At 46.0% G+C, this 18,795-nt stretch carries 22 protein-coding genes; 13 read left to right on the top strand and 9 right to left on the bottom strand.

Annotated elements, in window-relative coordinates; genetic code table 11:
- Positions 1 to 602 (bottom strand): 4Fe-4S binding protein (locus B3K91_RS06175; protein WP_292594315.1); only part of this gene is annotated, 602 nt, incomplete at its 3' end.
- A 142-nt stretch (positions 603 to 744) separates the two neighbouring features.
- Here B3K91_RS06175 and B3K91_RS06170 point away from each other — a divergent pair.
- Positions 745 to 1,524, top strand: coding sequence for a GNAT family N-acetyltransferase (locus B3K91_RS06170; protein WP_292593303.1), 780 nt, complete (start codon positions 745 to 747; stop codon positions 1,522 to 1,524).
- A 232-nt stretch (positions 1,525 to 1,756) separates the two neighbouring features.
- On the opposite strand, the gene B3K91_RS06165 is transcribed toward B3K91_RS06170, so the two are convergent.
- The gene (locus B3K91_RS06165; protein WP_102819025.1) at positions 1,757 to 1,996 is read right to left on the bottom strand and encodes a hypothetical protein; all 240 of its coding nucleotides are present in this window, start codon (positions 1,994 to 1,996) and stop codon (positions 1,757 to 1,759) included.
- A gap of 126 nt (positions 1,997 to 2,122) precedes the next feature.
- Here B3K91_RS06165 and B3K91_RS06160 point away from each other — a divergent pair, with 126 nt between their 5' ends.
- The 3 genes from B3K91_RS06160 to B3K91_RS06150 all read left to right on the top strand — a co-directional run bounded on the left by B3K91_RS06160 (position 2,123) and on the right by B3K91_RS06150 (position 4,236).
- Complete coding sequence (locus tag B3K91_RS06160) at positions 2,123 to 2,536, top strand: YybH family protein (protein ID WP_102819026.1); 414 nt, start codon at positions 2,123 to 2,125, stop codon at positions 2,534 to 2,536.
- Between the two features lie 121 nt (positions 2,537 to 2,657).
- Entirely contained in the window at positions 2,658 to 3,911 is a 1,254-nt protein-coding gene (locus tag B3K91_RS06155) for an L-lactate MFS transporter (protein ID WP_214060083.1), read from the top strand.
- Entirely contained in the window at positions 3,886 to 4,236 is a 351-nt protein-coding gene (locus tag B3K91_RS06150) for a hypothetical protein (RefSeq protein WP_214060082.1), read from the top strand. Before B3K91_RS06155 ends, B3K91_RS06150 begins: the two co-directional genes overlap by 26 nt.
- Here the strand turns inward: B3K91_RS06150 and B3K91_RS06145 are convergent.
- From B3K91_RS06145 to B3K91_RS06125, 5 genes are all read right to left on the bottom strand, one after another.
- On the bottom strand, positions 4,233 to 4,514 hold the full coding sequence (locus B3K91_RS06145) for a metal-sensing transcriptional repressor (RefSeq protein WP_102819029.1): 282 nt from the start codon (positions 4,512 to 4,514) through the stop codon (positions 4,233 to 4,235). The genes B3K91_RS06150 and B3K91_RS06145 overlap by 4 nt on opposite strands.
- A 2-nt stretch (positions 4,515 to 4,516) precedes the next feature.
- Positions 4,517 to 4,723 (bottom strand): heavy-metal-associated domain-containing protein, encoded by a 207-nt coding sequence (locus B3K91_RS06140; protein WP_214060081.1) that lies wholly within the window; start codon positions 4,721 to 4,723, stop codon positions 4,517 to 4,519.
- 13 nt (positions 4,724 to 4,736) lie between these two features.
- Positions 4,737 to 7,217, bottom strand: coding sequence for a heavy metal translocating P-type ATPase (locus B3K91_RS06135; RefSeq protein ID WP_349682104.1), 2,481 nt, complete (start codon positions 7,215 to 7,217; stop codon positions 4,737 to 4,739).
- A 357-nt stretch (positions 7,218 to 7,574) separates the two neighbouring features.
- A complete protein-coding gene (locus tag B3K91_RS06130; protein ID WP_292593310.1) occupies positions 7,575 to 8,105 on the bottom strand; it encodes a type 1 glutamine amidotransferase domain-containing protein in 531 nt (176 codons plus the stop codon).
- Positions 8,106 to 8,122: 17 nt separating this feature from the next.
- The gene (locus B3K91_RS06125) at positions 8,123 to 9,040 is read right to left on the bottom strand and encodes an alpha/beta hydrolase (RefSeq protein ID WP_292593312.1); all 918 of its coding nucleotides are present in this window, start codon (positions 9,038 to 9,040) and stop codon (positions 8,123 to 8,125) included.
- 177 nt (positions 9,041 to 9,217) lie between these two features.
- On the opposite strand from B3K91_RS06125, the gene B3K91_RS06120 reads away from it, so the two are divergent.
- Genes B3K91_RS06120 through B3K91_RS06085 form a run of 8 tightly spaced genes read left to right on the top strand, consistent with a single transcriptional unit; the run spans position 9,218 to position 16,671 of the window.
- On the top strand, positions 9,218 to 11,395 hold the full coding sequence (locus B3K91_RS06120) for a RelA/SpoT family protein (protein WP_214060272.1): 2,178 nt from the start codon (positions 9,218 to 9,220) through the stop codon (positions 11,393 to 11,395).
- The gene (gene dtd, locus B3K91_RS06115; RefSeq protein ID WP_102819034.1) at positions 11,392 to 11,838 is read left to right on the top strand and encodes a D-aminoacyl-tRNA deacylase; all 447 of its coding nucleotides are present in this window, start codon (positions 11,392 to 11,394) and stop codon (positions 11,836 to 11,838) included. The genes B3K91_RS06120 and dtd overlap by 4 nt, the downstream gene beginning before the upstream one ends.
- Positions 11,839 to 11,849: 11 nt before the next feature.
- A complete protein-coding gene (locus B3K91_RS06110; RefSeq protein ID WP_099829597.1) occupies positions 11,850 to 12,347 on the top strand; it encodes an OmpH family outer membrane protein in 498 nt (165 codons plus the stop codon).
- The gene (lptB, locus tag B3K91_RS06105) at positions 12,344 to 13,066 is read left to right on the top strand and encodes an LPS export ABC transporter ATP-binding protein (protein WP_099829598.1); all 723 of its coding nucleotides are present in this window, start codon (positions 12,344 to 12,346) and stop codon (positions 13,064 to 13,066) included. Before B3K91_RS06110 ends, lptB begins: the two co-directional genes overlap by 4 nt.
- A complete protein-coding gene (locus B3K91_RS06100; protein ID WP_165775353.1) occupies positions 13,066 to 13,593 on the top strand; it encodes a TIGR00725 family protein in 528 nt (175 codons plus the stop codon). The genes lptB and B3K91_RS06100 overlap by 1 nt, the downstream gene beginning before the upstream one ends.
- Positions 13,580 to 15,001 carry a glutamate--tRNA ligase gene (gltX, locus tag B3K91_RS06095; protein WP_292593317.1) on the top strand — a complete coding sequence of 474 codons (1,422 nt, stop codon included), beginning with the start codon at positions 13,580 to 13,582 and terminating at the stop codon, positions 14,999 to 15,001. The genes B3K91_RS06100 and gltX overlap by 14 nt, the downstream gene beginning before the upstream one ends.
- The gene (locus B3K91_RS06090) at positions 14,976 to 15,392 is read left to right on the top strand and encodes a PulJ/GspJ family protein (RefSeq protein ID WP_292593319.1); all 417 of its coding nucleotides are present in this window, start codon (positions 14,976 to 14,978) and stop codon (positions 15,390 to 15,392) included. Before gltX ends, B3K91_RS06090 begins: the two co-directional genes overlap by 26 nt.
- 1 nt (position 15,393) lies before the next feature.
- Entirely contained in the window at positions 15,394 to 16,671 is a 1,278-nt protein-coding gene (locus B3K91_RS06085; protein WP_292593321.1) for a HEAT repeat domain-containing protein, read from the top strand.
- On the opposite strand, the gene B3K91_RS06080 is transcribed toward B3K91_RS06085, so the two are convergent.
- Both B3K91_RS06080 and queD read right to left on the bottom strand, forming a co-directional pair.
- On the bottom strand, positions 16,661 to 17,446 hold the full coding sequence (locus tag B3K91_RS06080; RefSeq protein ID WP_214060268.1) for an energy-coupling factor transporter transmembrane component T family protein: 786 nt from the start codon (positions 17,444 to 17,446) through the stop codon (positions 16,661 to 16,663). The two genes, B3K91_RS06085 and B3K91_RS06080, sit on opposite strands and share 11 nt — an antisense overlap.
- Complete coding sequence (gene queD, locus B3K91_RS06075; protein WP_099829604.1) at positions 17,440 to 17,808, bottom strand: 6-carboxytetrahydropterin synthase QueD; 369 nt, start codon at positions 17,806 to 17,808, stop codon at positions 17,440 to 17,442. Before queD ends, B3K91_RS06080 begins: the two co-directional genes overlap by 7 nt.
- A gap of 658 nt (positions 17,809 to 18,466) precedes the next feature.
- Here queD and B3K91_RS06070 point away from each other — a divergent pair.
- Positions 18,467 to 18,795 (top strand): hypothetical protein (locus B3K91_RS06070; RefSeq protein WP_292594309.1); only part of this gene is annotated, 329 nt, incomplete at its 3' end.

Raw genomic sequence — 18,795 nt, 5'->3', positions numbered from 1 at the left:
GGACACTTTTCCTTGCACTTGAGGCAAACGAGGCACTCTGAATTGTCTATCTTCATTCCATCACTCTCTTTTTCGATGGCGCTAACGGGGCAGACCTTCTGGCAGATTCCGCAGGATACGCATGAAGGTTTGTCAACCTTCATACTGAAAAACGGTTTCTTCGAGAAAAACGTTAATAGCGTTCCAAAGGGACATATGTACCTGTGCCAGAACTCCTCCTCAAATATCAGAGTAACCAATACCGAAAACGCTGTGATGTAAAGAAGGAGATTGATCTTGATTTTGAAAACCCTAACCGCAATCATAAGCACCACAAAGAGTATCAGAATCGTCCATCTGAATACGCCGTTCTTGAATATCGCCGGCGTTCTTAGCCTCTTCAGCCTCAATTTCGCATACAACCAGTCTATTGGCCTGAACAGGGTCTCCATGGGGCAGATCCATCCACAATAGATTCTTCCCAGAAAGAGAGCGCCCAGAAGTCCGACGCCGAATATCAAGAACCATCTCTGCAAATCCCTGTTTCGCAGCAAGAATACGAAGAGAGCGAGAAAAAGGACCTCCACGATCACTCTTAGTGTTGCAGCTTTCTTGCTAGACATAATCATCTCTCCTTTCATTCAGAGTCTATAGCAAACAGAGAGTCAAGTACGTGACATAAGTCACGAACTCGGTATTATCAGTCGAAATCGAATTCAAGCTGGTGTAGTCTTCTATATATCCGTAAATGCGGGGGGTGTTTCTTTGAAGAAGATCGAAGGAAGTGAATGGAAGAGACTCCTTCCTTTTCTGTACAGAAACAAGGAGTTCAACATGTTCATTATTGGAGATATCGAGAATACGAGTTCCGATTCAAAGCATATGGAGATATTCCTCGATGGAGATCTAGACAACCCGAAAGGTGTCCTCCTTCGTTACTACAAGTTCTTCATTCTAGCCGATTCCAGTAGAATGGATTTTCGAGAAGCTGCAGGTATCATAAAGAGGGATGTTCGGGCAATGATGCTTACCGGAAGCGTCTACGGGATAGACAAAATGGCTCCGTATCTTAGTGAGATGTGTGAGGAAGAGGACGCTCTGCGTTTTGCCGTCATGAAGGAACCCAACCTTGTCGAGTCTGTATTCGAAGTGAGAAGAGCAACGATGAAGGATGCCACAAAGCTTCTGGAATTTCTTTGCTCAGTAGAAGAGTTTCATGCTACGGAAGAAGAGTCTTTCATGGCCACACTGAGAGACGGAAGCACTCGAAGATATATAATTGAAGATAGGAGCGAAATCGTGGCTACGGCTGCCAGTACTTCCGAGAGTTGCGATATGGCGATGATCATTGCAGTTGCGACTAGGAAGGACCATAGAGGGCGAGGCCTGGCATCGGCAGTAGTATCCAGACTCTGCGGGGATCTCCTTGCCGAAGGAAAGACTCCCTGTCTGCTCTACGACAATCCTGATACGGGTAGAATCTACAATCGACTTGGATTCAGGGAGATCGGGGAGTTAAAGACGCTAAGATTCAAGAAACCATAGATTCATTTAGAAATCTATTACTAGACCTACTTGACCCATCGGGACGAAACTGGTTTCTGGAGAAATGATTCTTTGGACCACGTTCAGGTTCAACCCTAGCTGGAATCCGGCCTTAAGTCCAGGTGAGATATTTCATTTCGTTTCCAGAAGCACGCCCAGAACTGCTGCGAGACTAAACGATTCGGAGATGATCGCTCCCAGGCAACCTCTCATAAGCGCTGAAACTTCCATTCTATCCTTTCGTAGCATTATCGATGAGCAACTGTATCCCCCTGTGAAAGAAAAAGGCCAGGGGCTGCCGGTCCGAATATCGTGATCGGCGGTATGCTCCAAATCCAAAGCAAAGACCAGAATCCATCTCAAAGGACAGACCGAGTATTGAGAGACCTTCAATCCCCATCCTCAACGTAAGCCCCGGAAGTAACGAAATGAAAAGGAGAATCGCAATAATCGAAGCGAGAACTTTCCGCATGATCCACCTCCCTTCTTCGGGAAGATTATATTGTTTTGTCTTTCATAAATAGCCTCATCTTGTACACAGATGATCGGCAGGTTGATGATAAAATCTTACTAGTGACAAAGAGTGAGGTGTGAGTTGATGGAGCATGGCAAGATATCGCCTAAGGAAGTAGTTGAGAACTTCTTTGACAGTTATAGAAATCACGATCTCGAGTCAATCGAATCGCTATGCTGTGCTGATATTACCTATGTGAATCCCGAAGGGCTCGTAAGTAATGGGAAAGGTGAGTTTCTTGAGCTTCTGGAAAAGGAGTTTGATTCGTTTGGGGTTCTCTTTGAGCCGATATCTTGGGAAGTTACAGTTGAAAGAACCTCGTTCTGTTTTGTTTCATGGAAACGAGGTATGAAAATCGCAAGAAAAGCTGCATTCAGGAGAGTAGAGGTATTCGGTTCGGCACTTGTTGTGAAAGCAGATGGCAAGTGGCAACTGATGCACTTCCAGCATGGCTTCACAAGTTCTTACGCCGGCCTTCTGAAAGCCAAGAAGAAGTGATTGCAATCTCACGGATCGCTTTTTCTAGCTAAGGATAGTACATCTAAGTGATTTTTGGCACTACGAACCGACTAAACAGATCAGCCCGGCAATTAGCGTCATTTATTAGGAGGACAAATCTGTGGAAAACAACAGGAAAGCCTGGCTCGTAGTCTTTAGTGGTTTGGGGGTCAATTTGACTCTCGGGGTCCTTTATTCGTGGGGAATTATCTCAGCGGCCTTGATAGACGACTTCAACTGGACAGCAACGCAGACTCAGATTCCTTATATGCTTGCTTCAGCGGTCTTTGCTTTAACCATGATTCCAGGAGGAAAGCTGCAGGATAGATTCGGTCCAAAGCCAGTTCTTTTCGTATCCTCACTTCTTGCGGGGATGGGTTTTATCTTCTCGGGGATGAATCTTACCGTAGCCGGGTTAACCTTCTTTTTCGGGTTCGTGTTCGGGCTTGCGATGGGATTTGGCTATTCATCGCCAACACCGGCTGCAGTCAAGTGGTTTCATCCCGATCACAGAGGGCTGATATCAGGTATTGTTGTTAGCGGTTTTGGATTGGCACCTGTGTATATAGCGCCGCTGACTTCGAGCCTCATTGCTATGTTTGGACTGCCGACGGCTTTGGTGATTCTTGGTGTTCTCTTCTTTCTGATTGTCTTTTCCCTCACCTTCCTAATCTCCAACCCTTCCGATGGTGTGGAAAAGGTAAAACTTAAGAAGAAGCCTAGAAGAACCCATAGGCTGGCGACAAAGGATTACTCATTGTCCGAAATGATGAAGACACCGCAGTTCTATATTTTGTGGACCATGTTCTTCTTTGGTACGTTTGCAGGACTGCTCATTATCGGTCAGATGTCGAAGATAGGGTTAGAGCAGGCATCAATTAGCAATGGATTTCTGCTGGTGGTTGTTTATGCGATTTTCAATTTCATTGGCCGGGTAACGTGGGGCACGATATCTGATTATATTGGAAGAACGGCCACCCTATTCACTATGTTTGCCATTCAGGCTCTCATATACTTCCTGTTCAGTTCATTCACCAACCCTGTTGCTCTGTTGATAGGGAAGAGCGTTGTGGGATTCACTTTTGGCGGAATGCTCGCAATCTTTCCGGTTGTAACTGCCGATTTCTACGGTGTGAAGAATCTTGGACTGAATTACGGGGTAATGATAACGGCCTGGGGTGTAGGTGGAGTCATCGGCCCTTTGCTAGGTGGGATTGCGCGCGACCTTACGGGTGGATACGGGATAAGTTACTTGGTCTCAGCGGTTCTGAGTGTTTTGGGTGCAGTGCTAAGTCTTATAATCAGACATCCAGAAGCAGAAGACCGCAAGGGACGTTTGGGGGAACCGGATGGTAAAACGGGTGGAAGCACTTGAGAAGATCAGGAAGACTCTGGCCGTCCTATCGGACGACGTTCAGTGGAAACTAGATGACATCGTCCAAACGATAGGAGATCTCATAGATGCGGAAAGAGAGATAAAGGTGGATTCTCTGAGAAAGATAGCAGCGATGAGTTCCCACAGGAGAAGACTTCTAAGCTATTACCTGATGGCTGTCGAAGAGAGAAATTCTTTACTGAAGCAGAGAATTGAAGACTTATGGCAAGTAGAAGACAATGAGCTTCAGGAGGTTATCGAGGATCTTCAAGAACTGTCCAGAGATTCTCAAGACATGAAGAACGAACCTCCAGCTGGAGACTAGAGGCTCTTCTCTATATATTTCATGAGTGTTTCCAGCTCCGCTATCTTCTCCTCAATATCGCCGGAAACCACTGCTTCTCTTATGCAGGTTTCGATATGCTTGTTTACAACTGTTGTGTTTGCCTTCTTGAGGAGCGAGATGACAGCGAGAAGCTGAGTGGAAATATCTATGCAGTATCTCTCTTCTTCTATCATCTTGATTATGCCGTCTATCTGACCTCTGGCAGTCTTAAGAATCTTGAGAGCCCCGTCATGTTTGTGATGAGAATGTGTATTCATAATTACTCTCTGATTCCCCAAAATGAATAACCTGCATCTTCAATAATCTCTCTCAAGCGGTTCTCTTCAATATTCTTGGTTGTGAAGATTTCTGCGATTCCTTCATCAATGTCTACCACTGCGTCCTCCACGCCTTCCACAGACTTCAACGCTCTTTCCACTCGCATTTTGCAGTGATTACAGCTCATTCCTCCAATTTCAAGCTTCATAGTATTCCTCCTTCTAGATTCGTACTCTCTTCAACCTCAGTGCGTTTGCGACTACACTAACACTGGAAAAGGCCATGGCTGCACCGGCTATCATAGGGTTAAGCTTTATTCCGGCCACTTTGTAAAGGAGACCGGCTGCCACTGGTATTCCAATAACGTTATAGAAAAAGGCCCAAAAGAGATTCTCTTTGATGTTTCTGATGGTTGCTCTGGATAGCTTTATTGCCTTCGGAACATTATTAAGATTGTCGCTGATAAGAACGACGTCTGAAGACTCGATAGCGATGTCGGTTCCCGATCCGACGGCAATGCTTATATCGGCCTCCGCCAGTGCCGGGGAATCGTTTATCCCGTCGCCAACCATCATGACGGTCTTGCCTTCTTTCTTAAGATCAGCAACCTTTCTCGCCTTGTCTTCGGGCATTACTTCGGCAAGGACATTCTCGATTCCTACCTGTTCTGCGATTGCTTTCGCGGTCCTGGTATTGTCTCCCGTCATAATATAGGTATCTATTCCCATTTCTTTCAGCGTTGATACGGCTTCCAAAGAATTCTCTTTCACAACATCTGCAATTCCAAACACCGCCGCTGGCTTGCCGTCTACGGAGACAGAAACGGGGGTCATTCCCTTGCTGGAAACCTTGTCCACTAACTCCATCTCTTCCGCAGATAGACCAACAAAACGGTGATTCCCGATTCGTACCTCTCTTCCGTTAACAACTGCGATGATTCCCTTTCCAGGGTAAGCCTCAAATGAAGAGACTTGCAGCAATGTGCCGTGATAAGCAATCGAAATAGCCGAGTCTAGAGGATGAGAGCTTCTTCTGGCGACGCTTGCAGCCAGTTGTAATACCTGATCGCTATCTAGAGATCCCATTGTGTGAATGTCTACAAGCTCAGGTCTTCCTCGCGTTATGGTTCCTGTCTTGTCGAATACGATAGCATCAACCTTATGGGTTACTTCCAGAGCTTCTCCGTTTCTAAAGAGAATCCCCAACTCTGCTCCCTTTCCTGTGCCGACCATGATTGCTGTAGGAGTAGCGAGTCCCAGGGCGCAAGGACAGGCAATCACAAGGACTGCGATCATCATTGACATGGAGAACGCGAATCCGTAGCCTAGGAGTATCCATGTAACAAAGGTGGCTGCAGCAGCAATAAGTACAAAGGGCACGAAGTAGCCGCTCACGATATCTGCCATCCTTGCTATCGGAGCCTTAGAAGACTGAGCATCTTCAACGAGCTTTATTATTCTCGATAAAACTGTATCGCTCCCTACTACAGTAGCCTTCATCTCAAATATTCCGCTGATGTTTGTTGTGCCGCCGATCACCTTAGCACCCTTCTGAACGTCAACGGGGATAGATTCCCCGGTTATTACCGATTGATCGATGGAGCTCGTTCCTTCCAAGATTTCCCCGTCTACCGGAATTCTCATTCCGGGCTTGACAAGGAGAGTATCTCCAACCTCGGTTTCCTCGATCGCAATTTCTTCGAAGCCGTCGCCCCTCTTCACATAAGCCGTTTCCGGAGATAGACTCATTAACTTCATTATTGCATCGGAAGTTCTGCCTCTCGAAAGGTTCTCTAGATATTTACCAAGCGAGATCAAAGCAATAATCACTCCTGCCGATTCAAAGTAGAGATCTGCTACGTAAACGTGGTTACCAAGAGCGATTTGAGCCGTTGCAAAGATACCGTACGCAAACGCTGCGCCTGTTCCGAGACCAACAAGACTATCCATATTTGGATTGCCTCTGAAGAGATTCGGTATTCCCTTAAGATAAAAATCCTTTCCGGCAATTACTATCGGGACTGTTAAGAACAGCTGAATCATAGCGAAGTTCAACGGATTCATATGAGGATCTATGATTATGGGCAATCTGAGCCCGACCATATGGCCCATGGCTACTATCAACAAGGGCAGAGCAAAGATTGCGGAGAATACCAGCTTCCTCTTGTAAGAGAGCGTCGCCGCCTCTTTTCTTAAGCGGCTTGCTGCAAGGTTTTCCGTTATGAGGCCTCCAGCCTTATAGCCTGCCTTTTCGACGGCCGCCTTAACTTGACCGATTCTAAGAACGTCGGGATCATACTCAAAGGAAACGGTATCTGAGGATAGATTCACGCTGACGCTCTTGATACCTTCTAGTCTACCGATCGCTTTCTCAACAGCTACGGAACATGCTGCGCAGGTCATGCCATCAATTTCCATTACGGCCTTTCTTCCGGACTTCACTTCTTTGAGCGAGTAGCCAGAGTTTTCCACTGTTTCAAACAGCATTTCTCTATCTATTCTGTTTGCAGCTTCGATAGAAAGTCTTTCCGTTGAAAGATTGACGGTCGCACTCTTCACCCCTGCGATTTTCAAGGCAGCTCTTTCAACCGCTTTTGCACAGGCTGCGCAGGTCATACCTTCAACGATATACTCTTCTTTCAAATCTAATCCTCCCCTTAATTTTTGGTTCTCCTTCTGGTTCTCGCTAAGCACTTTCCGCATCTAGTTGAGACCGCGCACTTTTCCAGTTCCTTCTATGACCAAACTCTCCTTACACTGAGAAATTCGAAAATCGGCCTATTTCCATGAACTGGCTGCAAACTCTTCTTCATAATGCTCGTAAAGAGCAAAACTCAAATCATCTTACAACTCCCCTCCCTGGGGGGAGGTATTATTATAATACAATAAATTCTGTCGGTTTTCAACGAATCTGAATTGATTCTGGGATTTGTACCCTATAAAAAGTTCTGAAGAAAGTTGAAGAGAATTATTAGATAGATTCTTTTCTCCTTGGAAGTTATATGATTGTTTAGGATCTAATCTGGCTGTCTGAAATAACCCGCTTGCTGAGATTGAGTATCAGCGGATTCTGCCTTCCATTGCTCTGACAAGTTCTCTGCAGAAGTCAGGAATGTCCTTCACTACACGCCCCCAAACTAGGTTGCCGTCACTGAAAGCTGGTTCATCCAACCAGATTGCGCCTGCATTCAACAGGTCATCCTTTATGCCGTCGCTGCCGACAGATTTTGAACCTTCTACGATTCCGGCTGAAATGCCGACAAGTCCTGCGTGACAAATCATAGCAATAATCTTTTTCTGCTCGTTTGCAGTCCTTATGAGGTCTTTAACATCTTCAAATCGTCTGAGCTTGTCGGGTGCCCACCCGCCGGGTACTAGAATCCCATCTACTTCTGAAACATCTATCGATTTGAAGTCCGCATCTGATATTGCGGTAAGCCCACCCTTGCCCTTGTACAGCCTGTTCTTCTCTTTTCCGGCGACAGTAACTTCTGCGCCCTCCTCTTGAAGTCGCATTACGGGTACCCAGAACTCGAGATCTTCAAATCCGTCTTCTATGAGAACTACGACTCTCTTTCCTCTCAGCTTCACGTTGCACCTCCGAATCGCTAAAGAGTTATTAGGAACCATTCGAGAGTGGCTTCAATGATTTCCATTACTTTATCTCTCCTATCAAAAAGATCGAATATGTGGCCCGAATCCTGTTCAAGGAGCCTGTCGACTCCCTTGTGGTATCTGGTAAAGAGCCTTGAAGCTTCCGGCTGAGGGAATACAATATCGTCCTTAAGCCCTGATACGACAAGAAGAGGCCCTTCATAAGAGACTATCTCGGCCACAGGATTGACTGAAAAAAGCTCATCAAAAAACTCCCTTCTCAGTACAGTAAAACCTCCCCAGGAAATGTTCGCTTCTATCTCCTCCAATGGAGAGGCTATCATTGCCCTCTCAACAGAATCTACACCGAGAAGAGCTGAGTACGAGTGTATAGGTATTGCAACCGCAGACCAGAGAGCGACACTTCTTACTCTTGAATCTCGACCGGAAAGGCAAGCAGCGACCAGACCGCCTTGACTGAGGCCGACCACGCCAATTCTTCTGCTGTCAACGCTATCTAGAGATGAAATGAAGTCAATAGAGGAGACAGCATCAAGGATCTGCTTGTTAAAAGTAGTGTCCTTCCACTCTCCTTCACTGATTCCCGAGCCTCTGAAATCGAATCTCAAAGTGGCAATACCCTTTTCGGCGAAGGCCGTTGCGGTGATCTCAAATAGCGATTCTTGCGAATCATACACGATTAGATCGTTCATGTGGCCAAGAAATCCATGGAGGAGCAGCACAATTGGTACATAGCCTTCTTGGAGCTCCGGTATGGTAAGAACTCCGTTTATTCTCAGCCCTTCACTGTAGAAGTGGACGGCGGTCTCTGAGACAATGTACTCTGAGTCGGAAAGGGCTGCATGCGATGATACTGCAAGCAGAATGAAAACGGATAGAATCAGAATTTCTTTTAAGAAGTGTCCTTTCACTGTTCACCTCCGTGTTTTTGCACTATCGATTCCATTCTACTCTCTGAAGAGGAACTAGGGCCAGAATTTGCTCATCAGTGAAATCACGCTTAGACTCGATTATCTAAGTGGCATGCAGACTTCTCACTGCATTCAGAACTTGCTTCATGCTAAAATAAACAAATAGAAGGTGAGAGAGTGGCCAGAACAGAAATTGATGCTCAGATTCTTCTGAGCGACCTCGAAAGTATTCTTCAATATCGCCTCAAAAGGAGAGACAAGGAGCGGATTTTCGACGCCTACGAGTTTGCACGCTTTCATCATCAGGAGCAAATGAGAGACTCGGGTGAGCCGTTCATAAGTCACCCGGTAGAAGTCGCGAAGATTCTTGCCCAGTTCTCGGCTGACAATGATACTATAGTCGCTGGGATACTTCACGACATAGTTGAAGATTGCGATGTGCCGCTTTCCGAGATAGCTGAGAAGTACGGTGATACGGTTGCTCTGATCGTCGATGGTGTGACGAAGATAAGCAATTTGAAGCTCAACGAAAAGCTTGAGTCGAAGATAGTGAAGTCAAGAATGAAGGTCGAGACTCTACGCAAAATGCTTCTCGCGTTATCAGAGGACCCGAGGATCATAATCGTCAAACTTGCAGACAGGCTTCACAACATGCGAACTCTTGACTTCCTCAAGGATCCAGAGAAGAAGCGCGACAAGGCCAAAGAGACGATCCAAATCTATGCTCCAATAGCTCACAGAATAGGTATGCACAGAATACAGGCAGAGCTTGAGGATCTTGCCTTTAAGTTCGAGTATCCTGAGGAATTCAAGGAACTGAAGTTCAAGGTCAACAAGAAGCTTAAAGAGCGTCAGGACATAATGGATGAGTATAAGGAGATAGTGCTCAGAGAACTGAGAAAGAACAGGATACCTGCTTTGATAGAAGGCAGAGTGAAACACCTTTATAGCATATGGCAGAAGATGATAAAGAAGAACAGATCCTTCGACGAGGTGTTCGATCTTATTGCCCTGAGGATAATTACGGGTGACGAAGTGAATTGCTATAAGATTTTGGGCGCAGCACACTCTCTATGGCCTCCGATGCCTGGTAGGTTCAAAGACTACATTGCCGCACCGAAGTCGAACGGTTATAAGTCGCTTCACACAACCCTGATTACCCACAGAGGAGAGCCTCTTGAGATTCAGATAAGAAGCGAGAGAATGCATAAGGAGGCCGAATATGGAGTGGCCTCTCACTGGGTCTACAAAGAGGGAATTGATGTAAGGGATAGAACCTGGTTTACACAGCTCGTCGATTGGCAAAAGGATTTCATCGAGAGTTTCAAGGACATGGAGTCGATTTCTCGCGAACTTGAGGTCGAAGAGGTGTTTGTCTTCACGCCGAAAGGCGAGGTTGTTCATCTTCCAAAAGGAGCCACACCGATCGATTTTGCCTACGCAATTCACACGGAAGTCGGCCATCATTACGCGGGTGCGAAGGTTAATGACCGGCTTGTTCCTGTCAATTATGAACTAAAGCTCGGAGACAGAGTTGAGGTTGTCGTAAACAAGGCAAGTGAAGGTCCGAGTCTTGACTGGTTGAAGTATGTCAGGGCAAATTCTACAAAGGCAAAGATAAAGAGATACTTCAAAAATGAGTATTCGGCGAAACTCGTTGAAAGAGGTAAGGAGATATTCAGAAAGATCAGCAGACGGCTCTCCGTATCGATGGATGACTTGATAGAGGGAGAGCAGATAAAGTCCCTGATGAGCCGACTGGGGGCGCACAACGAAAACGATCTCTTTAGCAAGCTTGGCGATGGGTCGATAACGATGGGAGAGGTACTCAGTCTTCTTGCGCCGAAGGAAGAAGAGATAGATGTTCTTCCCGAAGAGACCGAATTGATCAAACAGAAACAGGCGAAGGGGAACGAAGTCGTTGTTGGCGGCGAGACTGGAATTGCCGTCTACTTTGCCAAATGTTGTACTCCTCTTCCGGGCGACGACATAATCGCGGTGATGAGCAGCAGAGGTATATCAATTCACAACCGCAACTGCCGAAATCTGAAAGACATAAGTAAGGATAAGCTCGTGGATGCCCACTGGAACCTTGTAACGGGAGGGAGATTCAGTGCCTGGATTGTTGTGGAGTTTGACAGCACGGATAGAACTCTTATAAATAAGTTTCTTGAGAGACTGGAAAACAAGAATGCAAAAGTAATGAAGTACTCCGTTGAAGCAGGAAAGTGGGGATATGATACACTGATTGCGAATATCCTCGTAAAGGATGTTGCCCATCTGACTTTGGTGATGGAGAACCTCAGGGGTATGAAGGGTGTTCAAAACGTGAAGAGATTTGGAGGGGTTGCGTGAGGGCCGTAGTTCAAAGAGTTAGCAAGGCCAAGGTAACCGTAAGTGGGAGAATAACTGGAGAGATTGATAAGGGCCTTCTCGTTCTTGTTGGGATCGGTCGAGACGATGACGGGAGTGACGTGGAATGGCTGGTTGATAAGACACTCAATCTTCGTGTGTTTGAAGACGAAAATGAGAAGATGAATCTTTCGCTAATAGATGTCTCGGGAGCGCTTCTTGCCATTTCACAATTCACAATAATGGGCGACGCCAGAAAGGGAAGAAGGCCTTCTTTCACCGAAGCTGCCGAACCGGAAGCGGCCAGAGCGCTTTTCAACGATTTTCTCCAGATGGCGTCTAAGACTGTGAAAGTTGAGACAGGGATCTTCCAGGCTCACATGGATGTAGAGCTTGTTAACAGTGGGCCGGTAACGATTCTATTGGATTCAAAGAGAGTATTTTAGGAGGTGTTCTTGTGAAGAGATCCATGAAATTTATTCTTATCGTAATAATGGTTGCGGCGGTCGGGGCGATTGTTGTCTCTGAGAGCAGTGCGGGGCCTTCCAATCCTGCAAAAATCGCGTTTGCAGATATGCAGAAAGTCCTTGAGTCAACGAGAGACTGGGTTACATTGAATACCGACTATCAGAAAGACACTCAGTTTTATCAGGGCCAGTTGGATAGCTTGAGTAGAGAGTATCAGGACTTGGCGAACTCTGGAGCTAGTCAAGAAGCGCTTCTCCAGAAGCAACAGGAGATTCTTACCAAGAAGAGTCAGTACGAACAGACACTGGAAACTACTTACAATGCAAAACTGCAGGTCATATTGGAACAGGTTAACAAGAGAATCAGAGATTACGCAACGTTTATTGGTATAGACATGGTAATATCCGACGAAATAGTTGTATATGGTTCTTCTGCTTACAATATTACTGACGCGATAATCGAGTATATGAAAGGGTTTCAGAATTGAGTGATCCTTCTTATCTGAAATGCGAACATCTTGACAAGCGCTACGGAAGAAGAAGAGTACTGAAGGATGTATCAATAGAGGCATCATCGCTTGAGGTGGTGGGACTGCTTGGACCCAACGGTGCAGGCAAGACCACCGCCTTCAAGTCTATTCTCGGAATAGTTATTCCGAACACTGGGAGTATATTTCTCAATGGCGAGAATATAACTCATCTTCCAATCCACGAAAGGGCCAAGAGAGGAATAGCTTACCTTCCGCAGGAGACATCGATTTTCAGGGGACTTAAGGTGATTGAAAACCTGACGATGGTCATGAGACTCACCGGTCAAGAAGAAAGTCACTATGAGAGGGCGAGCGAGATACTGGATGAGTTCGGAATCCTTTCGTTGAAAGATCAGGTTGCTTCGTCGATATCGGGTGGGGAGAAGAGAAGACTGGAATTTGCGAGGACGATGACCCTGTCTCCTTCATTCATACTTCTCGATGAGCCTTTCGTGGGAATAGATCCTATGACTGTGAAGGATATTCAGAAGATGATCAGAAAGCTTAAGAGCAGGGGAATAGGTGTTATAGTTACGGACCACGATGTCTCTTCTATAGCAAAAGTTGTTGACAGACTCTATGTGTTGTACAAGGGAGAAGTCATCTCTTCCGGAGACCCGGAAGAGGTCCTTGGAGACAGCCAGGTTGTCGAGAAGTATCTGGGAAGTGACGATTGATGCTTCATGTCGCTGTAATTGGTTATTCCGGCCCCACGGACAGAAGTCCCGTGAAGGAGCTTCAAGTAGTCTGCGAAGAAGTTGGAAGAACTCTTGCAAGGCGTGGTCACGTTGCAATGACAGGTGGGAGAGACGGAGTAATGGAACTTGTTTCAAGATCTATGTCGGAAGAGGGAGGTCGGGTAGTTGGAGTACTTCCTATCGGAGACGAGGGCAACGAGCACAATGAGATCAGGATAAGAACCGGGATGGATTTTGCTATGAGATCCCTGATACTTACAAAATCCGCCGATGTAGTAATCTCTATTGGAGGTCAGGCGGGAACTCTGCTGGAAGTAGTTTCCTCGTACTCATATGGCCGTTCAGTAATCCTAATGGAGGGTACCGGCGGCTGGACAGACAGAATCAGATCTGTGTTAATTGACGGCAAGTATCTTGACGAGAGAAAGACTGTAGAAATGAAGCTGGCAAGTAATATAGAAGATCTTGAGACGTACCTTGAGGAGGCTGAAAATGGTAAGGTGTAGATTTGCGCCCAGTCCTACCGGCAATCTTCATGTTGGTGGTGTTAGGACGGCGCTGTTCAACTGGCTCTTTGCGAAAAACCAACATGGAGGTTTTGTGCTGAGAATAGAAGATACGGATATCGAGCGTTCTGAGAAGAAATTTGAGGATCAGATCCTTTCCTCCATGAAATGGTGTGGACTTGATTGGTCGGAAGGGCCGGATGTAGGCGGGGATTATGGCCCTTATAGACAGAGCGAGCGTGTCGCTCTCGGTTTCTACGATAAATTTGCTAAAGAGCTCGTCGAAAGAGGTCGGGCATATTTTGCAGTCTATTCCAAGTCAAATCAGGAAGAGGTTTTACGGATTTCAGAGGAGATTCCTGAGCTATCTGATGATGAGATATATACAGTGAAGTTCAAGATACCGGACGGTACGACCGGCTTTTCCGATCTGTCTAAAGGAGAGATGAGTTTCGAAAACGAGAATTTCTCTGATTTCATAATAATCAAATCGAATGGATTCCCGACCTACAATTTCGCTGTAGTTGTAGATGATCATATGATGGAGATTACTCATGTTTTCAGAGGAGAAGACCATCTCACAAATACTCCGAGGCAGCTCATGATCTATAGAGCCCTGGAATGGGAACCACCAACATTCATGCATATTCCTCTGATTCTTGGTAGTGACCGGGCTCCTCTATCGAAGAGGCATGGTCATACTAGTGTGGATCATTTCAGAAGAGAAGGGTACTTGAGTGTGGGACTGATGAACTACCTTGCGCTTCTTGGATGGACGGTTGATCAGGAGATCTTTGATTATCACGAAAAGGTCAGGGACTTCGTTCCATCAGATATCTCCAACAAAGGAGTCGTCTTCGATTACGAGAAGCTTGAGTGGATTAACGGAAAGCACTTGAGGTTATTTGATCCCGACGAACTGGCTGTGCAGTTTGGATTGTGGCTGAAGTTCACTGGAAGGTTTGACTATTACGCGAACATGGAAGCCGATCAGTTTTACTCGAGAGAAGTCCTAACAATTTGCCGCGAGAAGATCAATACTCTACAGCAGCTGTTCGATTTCTCGGCGCCTTTCTTCTGCGAAGAGGTGGATTACCAGGAAGACTACGTTGTCAAGTATCTTAAAAATGACTGGAGCAAAGATCTTGTTTCTGCTGCTATCAGGCGGTTTGAAGACGCACGCGACTGGTCCGTTGAAGGTGTTGAGAAGACTGTTAGGGAACTTGCGGATGAGAAGATAACATCCAAGAAGAATACTTTCCAAACTCTAAGAGGGGGGGTAACTGGTAGGCTTGTGACTCCGGGACTCTTTGAGACGATCTCCGTACTTGGTAGAGATAGAGTTCTTGAGAGGTTGGAGAGCCTGCTCGAGTTGATTGAGTATGAGGAAGGGAATATCGCTGATTGAGATGGTAGTCTCTCTGGCAGTATCTGCTCTCTTACTGATTTCGATCTTCAAAATTGTTAACATGTGGCTGGCTATGTCTTCCAGCATAGTTCAGGAAACGAAAACGAACATGTCTTTGTCGAGAACCTTCGACATCGTCGAAAGGGACCTTAATCGTTCCACGGGAAACTTCTTATGCGGGGTTTCCTTTATAAGCTTCGATGCAATTGTTGATGGGCAACACAAAAAGATAAGGTACTACGTGTCTGGAAACAGGATAATGAGAAGGTCTGGAAATTCATATAATACCGTGACCGAGTTTAGAGAGTCTGCAGGCTTCTTTGAAGAAGAAGGGACAGTCAGATTCATAATCGATAAAAGAGAAATCTTGATAGGGACAAAAGGTGGATAGGATGAATCCAAAGGATATCAGGAAGATGCTTCAGGCTATAGAAGAGGAGATTCTCTCCAGAACAGAAATGGATGTAAAAGAGATGCTGGATTCACCTTCGGCATACGTAAGGGCAAGAGCTGTGAAGTCTGCTGCTGATAGAGAGATGAGAATAGAGAATATTGAAAGCTTTCTCGAAGACCCTTCTCCCGAGGTCAGAAAGAATGCAGTGGTCACTATGGCAAAATTGAGTGAGAACCGAGATTCTATTCTCAAAGCATTGGATGATCCGTCAGATCTTGTCAGAAGCACAACAGCGAAAGAACTCGTGGAATTTGGCTTTGAAGACGAGGATCTTGCGAGGCGAATCGCCGCCGACCCCTCCAAAAAGGTTAGGAAGACTTTTGTTGTCGCTCTGGCTGAAGCCGGGGAGAACGAACTCCTGAAGGAGTTTGACGAAGACCCGAGTAACGATATTCGGAGTATCCTGGCGGCCTGCAAAGGGCAGCTCAGGCTTGAAGAAGAGGAGCTTTCATCTCTTTCAGGCAAGTTCCAGAAGGTGGCTCTTCTTTCGAGATTGGGCCAGAGAAACTCAGGCGCCGCTGAAGAGCTTCTAGTTCTCTTGAAGGATTTCCGATCCTCAAAAGTCAAACAGATAATTGTTGAGACTTTCGAGTCCTTTCCTGATGATATCGCGCTTCCCACTCTCAAGAAATTGATTGATTCCGATGATAGAACAGTTGCTATCTCCGCAATGAAAACTCACAGGAAGATCAAAGGGTACGAGGTTTCGATGCTTCAGTCAGCAGAGAGATTCATGGATTCTGAGGATGAAGAGATGAGATTCGCAGGCGCACAGTATATTAAAGGTCTTGTAGAACCGTCTGCAGCAGAGATTTTACACACTGGATTAGAAGATCCTTCTGACAGAGTGAGAGCCGTATGTATGGAGGCGCTGGCAAGTCTTATGGATCATTCTATTGCAGATGTTATCGATGAATCTCTTAGATCAACATCATCCCGGCTAAAAAAGGCATCGCTAAGGGCCGTGAAGAAACTTAAGACTATCGATATCGAAGATCATATTACTAGAATTCTTTCTAACAGAAAAGAGGACCTTCAGACAAGAGTACTCGCTTCTTCCGTAACGGGACTTCTAAAACTGGAAGGACCTCTTCCTTATCTTGAAGAAATCGCTCTAAATGCTTCCATTGAAAGCCGCCTAAGAATCTCTGCGGCAAGAGCTATGGCAAGGATAAATCCTTCTCGTCTGGCCGAACTTTTCGGCTTCACAGTATGATGGCGGTCAGAATCGAAAGCATCGTTACTACTAAGAGAATGGAGTCACTCAAAGACCAGCTTTTTTCTTTGAGGCAAGTTAACTTGTGTCCAGGTCTGTATCCTCTAATTTGAAGGGCGGCAGCAGTGTCCTGAGCCTTCTTCAGCGAGGTTGCAATTACCGGGATCACTACGGAGATTGAGTTTTTCACTCTTGAGAATATGCTCCCTTTGTCGAACTCTATTCCCCGCGCCTTCTGTGCCAAGATTATTCGGTTTGTCTGAAGGGAGATAAGGGGGATGAAAGTGAGAGTTAGAGAAAGCGCCATTCCAATTTCAGAAGACCGCTTCTTGCCCCCGGGGAGTTTTCCAATAATCTCTTCCACAGAAAAAGAGATCTCCAGGGGTGTTGTTGTAAGTGAAAGCATTATACTGAAAAGCACCGCAAGAATCATTCTGGCCGAAAGCACCGCAGCGTTTATCAAACCCTCTTCTGTGATCCTCAAAACCTTTAAGTCCAGCAAGACTCTTCCGTGAGTAAAAAGGATCTGAAAGACTACGATCAACAGGATTAACAACCTTATCCCCCGTAGCGTCTTCACGAACTCCCTGAAAGGAACTGCTGAAAGTGCGGAGAGAACAATCCAGAGTGATAGGAAGACTGTGAAATCTGCAATCCCGCTCAGAAACAGCGAGCCTATTGAAAGCGAAACAAAGGCTATGGTCTTTGCTATCGGTGACAATTTGTGAATCACCGAGTTCGTTGGAACGAATCGCCCAAAAGGAACTCCTACCAAACATCTCTCTCCCTGTAACGAACAAAACTAGTCGGTGTTTCCCACACCGCCACTTCGTAAAGCTCATAATCGCTTCCTCCAACCCTGGAAGCCAGGCGTTTGAATATCCACTCGGCTATGTTCTCTGCGGTCGGCTGAGGTATAACATCATTTATGTATGCGTGATCGAGCAAGCTCAACACTTCTGACTTGACTATGTCTTTGAGCCGCAGAAAATCGATGACCATATCTTCTTGATTCTTCTCTCCGGCAACTGTTATCTGAAGCTTATAGGTGTGGCCGTGAAGCTTCTCACACTTTCCGTGATAACTGGTCAGATTGTGAGCCGCATCAAATGTGAACTCCTTAGTTAGGAAGAACATGAGTCTCTATCACCATCCTTTTTCACTACCAATACAGACTCTCCATGAGACTATCATATCGTATTCTCGCTTGTCAGAAGGGTAACACCAAGGAAATGCTGATGATTTGTCCTGCCATTGAGCGGAGGAATCCCTTTAACGGATACCAGCATCGGTGTTTCGCTGCACAATGAAGAACGAGAAAGACTAAGAGTGAATAGGTCCTCAAAGTGATTTACTGGCCATAACAGATGCTCAATGTGGGAAAAGATTAGCAGAGCATAACATTTCTGAAGAAGATGTCGATAATTATCAGCTGACAAACCGGTCGAGCTAGCTCACTCTATAGTTAGATAACTGCGGAATTTGCATGAATATGTTTGACATTAATCTAACTATGTGTCATAATAGTAACGTAAGAGATGTATCGAACCTGGGAGGGATGATAGGTGTCAGAAAATCAGATGAAATCGATGAAGGAAGTTACAGAGCAGATAGAGAAAGTGAGAGTTGAGATTCTCAAGACGAGATCATTCATAACTTTCTGAGAGAGTGCTGGAAAATCACGAGAGAGCTTTCGGGCTCTCTTTTTTTGTTGAAACTCCTGGCGTTTGGCGCATGTCTGTGAGACCAACCGAGAAAAATCATTGTCGGGAGTTTTGCTTTGAGAGTGCGAGAAATGATCGTCGTTGACCGTTACGGGTCAACCGTCCGAGAACACCGCGAACCAGTCCACCGAAAAGAACAATCGAGAAAGAGCGCTGTCGAGACGTTCGCTGCGCTCACGAGAAGACGAGAAATTCAAAGCCAGTCACCTTGGGTGGCCAGTCTTTGCTTCGCAAAGGCCGGTTCCGCTTCGCGGGCTAAGAACCGCTGTGCGCTTAAGATCAAGGACCCGCTGATCGCTTGTAAAAGCTCAGTTGCAAGTTCCAAGATGCAAGTTGTAAGAAAAGGCAAGAGACCGGGGTTTGGGGGTAGCGGGTTCGTGTGTGCCAAGAAGGCGAAGAA

The organism is Mesotoga sp. UBA5847 (genome assembly GCF_002432735.1).
Lineage (GTDB): Bacteria > Thermotogota > Thermotogae > Petrotogales > Kosmotogaceae > Mesotoga.
The sequence above is the reverse complement of the archived record's forward strand: the minus strand, read 5'-3'. Positions and strand labels throughout refer to the sequence as shown.